At 43.2% G+C, this 5,309-nt stretch carries 6 protein-coding genes; 5 read left to right on the forward strand and 1 reads right to left on the reverse strand.

The features are described from left to right. Positions 1-476, reverse strand: a 476-nt coding sequence (locus tag RYL88_RS11240; protein WP_314991351.1) for a TlpA disulfide reductase family protein, incomplete at its 3' end; no start/stop codon positions are given. Between the two features lie 44 nt (positions 477-520). On the opposite strand from RYL88_RS11240, the gene RYL88_RS11245 reads away from it, so the two are divergent. The 5 genes from RYL88_RS11245 to RYL88_RS11265 are packed head-to-tail and all read left to right on the forward strand — an operon-like array spanning position 521 to position 5,146. Further along, positions 521-1,159, forward strand: coding sequence for a 5-formyltetrahydrofolate cyclo-ligase (locus RYL88_RS11245; RefSeq protein WP_314991353.1), 639 nt, complete (start codon positions 521-523; stop codon positions 1,157-1,159). Continuing rightward, the gene (gene rny, locus RYL88_RS11250; protein ID WP_314991355.1) at positions 1,092-2,645 is read left to right on the forward strand and encodes a ribonuclease Y; all 1,554 of its coding nucleotides are present in this window, start codon (positions 1,092-1,094) and stop codon (positions 2,643-2,645) included. Before RYL88_RS11245 ends, rny begins: the two co-directional genes overlap by 68 nt. A gap of 18 nt (positions 2,646-2,663) precedes the next feature. Next, positions 2,664-3,254, forward strand: coding sequence for a lipid-binding SYLF domain-containing protein (locus RYL88_RS11255; RefSeq protein WP_314991357.1), 591 nt, complete (start codon positions 2,664-2,666; stop codon positions 3,252-3,254). Between the two features lie 9 nt (positions 3,255-3,263). Beyond that, complete coding sequence (locus RYL88_RS11260) at positions 3,264-3,836, forward strand: DedA family protein (protein WP_314991359.1); 573 nt, start codon at positions 3,264-3,266, stop codon at positions 3,834-3,836. Next, on the forward strand, positions 3,833-5,146 hold the full coding sequence (locus RYL88_RS11265; RefSeq protein WP_314991361.1) for a DUF945 family protein: 1,314 nt from the start codon (positions 3,833-3,835) through the stop codon (positions 5,144-5,146). The genes RYL88_RS11260 and RYL88_RS11265 overlap by 4 nt, the downstream gene beginning before the upstream one ends. The last annotated feature ends 163 nt before the right edge of the window (positions 5,147-5,309 follow it).

The raw sequence follows: 5,309 nt of genomic DNA on the forward strand, positions 1-5,309 counted from the left end.
ATGTAGGGTATGCCTACCACGCCGCCAAGAGCCTTAGCAAATCGATAATTACCCTCGCCGTAAGCGACGTCGAAATTTATCTTATATTTTTTCATAAACGCGTCTATTTCATCCTTTGATTTATCTTCCATTAGTACGCTTACGATTTTTAGCTTGCCTTTAAATTTATCGTTTAGATTATTTAGATGCGGTATTTCGGCCTTGCACGGCGGACACCAGGTGGCGAAAAAATTAAACAAAATCGCCTCGTCGTTGCCCTCGACTTTAAAGCCTTTGTCGAATTTTTGCAGAGTCATCTTGCTCTCGTCCATTAGCGTTAGATCAAAAGGCGCTTCTAGGTTTGCGCTTTGACTCGGAACGGAAACGCTCTGGCTTGCTTCGCTCGTTTTAGTCTGGCCTGCTTCGCTTTTGTTTTCATCGCCGCAGCCGCCTAAAAATAGAGCTAAAAATGGTATAATCAGAAGAGTTTTTTTCATATTTTTCCTATTTTGAAATTTGGAAGAAATTATACATAAAATTTATGAAACGAGCGTTAAATTTGACAAAAGAAGATTTTAGGCGCGACGCCAAACGGATTTTAAAAAAAGAGGTTCAAATTTCGGCGCGGGCAAAACATTACAAGATGTTTAAGCCGCTTTTAAATTTGCTAACCGAGCTTAAAGCGAAACGGATTTTGATATTTAATCCCCTTTCCTATGAGCCAAATTTCTACATTTTGAGGCGCGAACTAGCCAAAAAGTATGAGATTTTCGTTCCGTTTATGCTTGGTATTAGTTTAGAAATGGTAAAATCCAGGCTACCGCTTGTATCTCGGACGAAATTTGGCGTAAAAGAGCCACTAAGTACCAAGATATTTAAAAAGCGTATAGACGTAGCTATAGTTCCGACTCTCGGGGTGGACGGAAATATGGCGCGAATAGGACACGGTAAGGGTTTTTATGATAGATTTTTTGCAAATTTGCCCTATCGACCTACCTTGATATTCGTTGAAATTTTAGACAATTTTACAAATGAAATCATATCCGAAGATCACGACGCTACTTGTGATTTTTACCTGACCCCGAGCAAAATTTACGTAAAAAGAGGAATCTATGATAGAAATTTTAATCGGCTTAGGAGCAGGTGCGGCGGGCGTTGGCGCAGGCTATCTCATTGCTAAAAAAATCAACGACGCGAACTACAATATATTTTTAGAGCAGGCCAAAGCAAAGGCTAAAGCGATAGAATTTGAGGCTGAGCGTACTCTAAAAGACGCTAAAATACAAGTCCAAGAGGCTGAATTTGAAGCCAAGAAAAAATACGACGACAAAACCGTAAAACTGCAAAAAGAATACACTCAAAAATTTGAAGAGATCGGTAAAAAAGAGCAAACTCTGCTAAACGAGCAAGAAATTTTAAACGAAAGCAAGGCTGAACTAGAAAAATCCCGAAATGAAGCAAAAAGCGTCTACGAGGAAGGAATCGGGCTAAAAGCAAGCTATCAGGCTAAGCTGCAAGAGGCGCTAAAAGTACTCGAACATGCCGCCGGTCTCACGCAAGAAGAGGCGCGTGAAGAGGTGCTAAAAAAAGTAGAGGAAAAAAGCCGCGCCGAGATCGCTCACATCGTGCGAAAACACGAAGAAGAGGCCAAACGCGAGGCTAAAAAACGCGTGAACTACATCCTGGCGCAGGCTACGTCTAGGTTTGCGGGTGAGTTTGCCGCCGAACGTCTGATAAACGTCGTAGATATCAAAAATGACGAGCTAAAAGGCCGCATAATCGGCAAAGAAGGGCGCAATATCAAGACTCTGGAAATGGTGCTCGGCGTAGATATCATCATCGACGATATGCCGCACGCTATCACGCTAAGCAGCTTTAACCTCTACCGAAGAGCGATTGCTACGCGCGTGATAGAGCTTTTAGTGCAAGACGGCCGCATACAGCCAGCAAGGATAGAGGATCTACACAAAAAAGTGTGCGAAGAATTTGAAGCCTCGATCCTAGAGGAGGGCGAAAATATCGTCATCGACCTAGGCCTTAGCAAAATCCATCCCGAGATAATGAAACTAATCGGTAAGCTAAAATTTAGAGCCAGCTACGGACAAAACGCTCTCGCGCACAGCCTTGAGGTGGCCCATCTAGCCGGCATCATCGCCGCTGAAACGGGCGGAGACGAAAAGCTAGCCAAAAGAGCGGGCTTGCTGCACGATATCGGCAAGGCTTTGACACATGAATTTGAGGGTAGCCACGTCGATCTGGGCGCCGAAATTTGCAAACGCTACAAAGAACACCCCGTTGTCATAAACGCCATCTACGCCCATCACGGACACGAGGAGGCTACAAGCGTAGAAAGCGCCGCCGTTTGCGCTGCGGACGCTCTGAGCGCGGCTCGCCCCGGAGCGCGCAGAGAGGTGTTAGAGAGCTTCCTAAAACGCGTCGAAGAGATAGAAAACATCGCAAAAAGTAAAGAAGGCATCAAGCAAGCCTATGCGATAAACGCGGGCCGCGAGATTCGCGTCATCGCAAACGCCAAGCTCATCAACGACGACGAAGCGGTGCTCGTAGCTAAAGAAATCGCCGCAGAGATCGAGAGTAAGGTGCAGTATCCGGGCGAGATCAAAGTAAACGTGATTCGCGAAACTAGAGCTATAGAAATGGCGAAATAGGTCAAATTTAGGTAGAAAATGAGAAAAATTTTACTAGCGATTTTTTGCGTTTTGGCTCTAGTGGCAAACGATGAGCTCGTGCTAAACGCTTCAAATTCTTTTACGACGACAATGCGTAAAAACGCAGACGCGCCGGTTAAGGCTTTGCTTCAAAACGCAAAAGCGGTCGTTGTTTTTCCAAGTATTACTAAGGTCGGCTTCGTTCTGGGCGGTATGCACGGCAAGGGTGTGATGCTTGTTGGAAACCCGTACGCGCCGAGCGAAATGATGGTCGTGGATATCAGCGGCGGCAGTATCGGGCTGCAGGTGGGTTACGAAAATAGCTCGCTAGTGCTTTTTATCCTAAAAGATAGCCTCGTAGCCGATATAAAAGACGCTAAAATCACGATAAACGCCGACGCATCGTTTGCATTTGCCGATACGGGTAAATTTTACGGAAAAGTGAGCGATTTTAGCTTTACGAGCGATATCTACGCATATACGGACAACGACGGGTTTTTTGCAGGGGCGAGCTTTGGCGGAGCGGTGCTAGCTAAAACTAACGACGCGCCTCTAAGGATGGATAGCTATGGATATAACGCGCTAATGGGCGCTATCTCAAAATACTAAAGGCCAAATTTGCAAGAGATGCTAACCTCGCTATCGACCTACGGGTACGTGATAGTATTTTTATATTCGCTTGGAGGAGGCATGGTTGCTATCATCGCAGCTGGCGTGCTAGCTCATCTAGGCAAGATGGACATAACCGTAAGTATCGTGCTAGCAGCCGCCGCCAACGCTATTGGCGATACTTTGCTTTTTTACGTCAGCAGGTATAACCGTGCGGCCGTGATGCCGTATCTAGCAAAACATAAACGCAAGCTTGCCTTTTCTCAAATTTTATTCAAGCAGCACGGAAATAAAATAATATTTTTCAAAAAATTTATCTACGGACTAAAGACTCTAGTGCCTCTTGCTATCGGGCTTACGAAGTATTCATTTGCTAAATTTAGCGTCATAAACATTGTTAGCGCCGTAGTTTGGGCGGTCTTGCTAGGGCTTGGCAGCTTTTATGCCGGAGAGGCGTTTGAGCGGGCGTGGGATTTTATGGGCGAAAACGGCTGGCTGATGCCGGTTGCGATGTTTTCGCTACTGACTCTCATCTGGGTATATCTACAACAAGCGACGAAAAAGAAAGGAAGGTCGGAATGAAAAAGGTACTGATTGTATTGGTGATTATAGCCGCAGTGGTTTTTGGCGGGCTAAAATTTAACGCAAACAAGGTGGAGGAAAAATATAACGAGGCTTTGAATCTAATCAAAGCAAGCGGTATGGAGGTCAAAAACAGCGTATTTGAGGGCGGTCTGCTAAAATCGCACGCAAACTATGACGTAGTTTTGTCTAAAGGTTACATAAACGAAATCATTTCTCTTGGCGAAGAGTACGGCGCGCCCGAGGATCTGGCGATAAAAATCGACATGAATATATCGCACGGCTTTGACAGTTTGCTAGGTAAATTTGAGGTTGCGGGCGATGCCGAGTTTTTAAACGATCCGTATAAAAATTTCATAAAAGAGATATTTGATACTACAAGACCTATCAAATTTCACGCGGACGGCGCTTCGGGCGGAGATAAAAAATTTGTCTTTGAGCTAGTCGGAGTGCAAAAAGAACAAGACGGTAATAAGCTAAATCTGGCCAAATCGTTTTTAAATTTTGATTTAAACGGCGAAAAGAAAATAACCGGAGCTACTTTTGTAAATGACTTCATAGACTTTGCTAGCAAACAAGGCGTCGCTATAAAGATAAAAAATATCGACTACGACGTGAAGTACGAAACTCCGATCGAGCCGAAAATGATCTCTAAAGCGCTCGTAAATAGCACTTATAAATTTGAGCTTGGTGGCATAGACGTGATTTCGGGTGCCGAGGCTCTGCAAATCGGAAAGATAACGAGCAACTCCAAGCTAACCGTGCTAAGCGATACTCTAACGCAGGATGATACGAGCACGATAGAGAAGATAAAATATGGAAAATATGAATTTAAAGACTTTTTGATCAAAACGAAATTTGCAAATTTAGATAAAGGTGCGTTTGAGGATATTATTAATGCAAAGGGAGAGCCTGAAGCTCAGCTTGCGGCGATAATGCAAGCGCTTGATAAATTTATAAAAAGAGCGCCAAAGCTTACCTTTGAAAATTTTAATTTTAAAAATGCGGCAGGTAAGAGTTATGTCTCAAATTTTGAGATTTCTATCGATCCGGACGGCATAGATACTCAAAATCTGCTTGAAAATATCCCGACTGCTATAAATTTTAGCGGTAAAATCGAGCTTGATACGACGCCAGGAGAGTTTATGTTCGGCAGCGGCGAGGAAAAAGAGGGGATAAATGCCATGCTCGTAAACGGCGGACTATTTAAAGAAAACGGCGGCAAATACGTAACTATTTTTAAATACAATAAAAGAACGCAAGATTTGATCTTTAATGAAAATTTATCCTTAAAATCTCTTCTTCAATAAAATTCAACATGCTTAGACAAATTTTATGTTTGTTTAAGCATGTTTTCTATATAATTCAATTTCCGCTTCAAAGAAAGCATGTTTTTTAAATTAACACTGTTAAACTAATTAGTCAATCTTTGAAATCTAAACAAGTGATCGATTGAGCCAATCTTTTATCAGG

This window comes from uncultured Campylobacter sp. (assembly GCF_963517995.1).
In the GTDB taxonomy this organism is placed as follows: domain Bacteria; phylum Campylobacterota; class Campylobacteria; order Campylobacterales; family Campylobacteraceae; genus Campylobacter_A.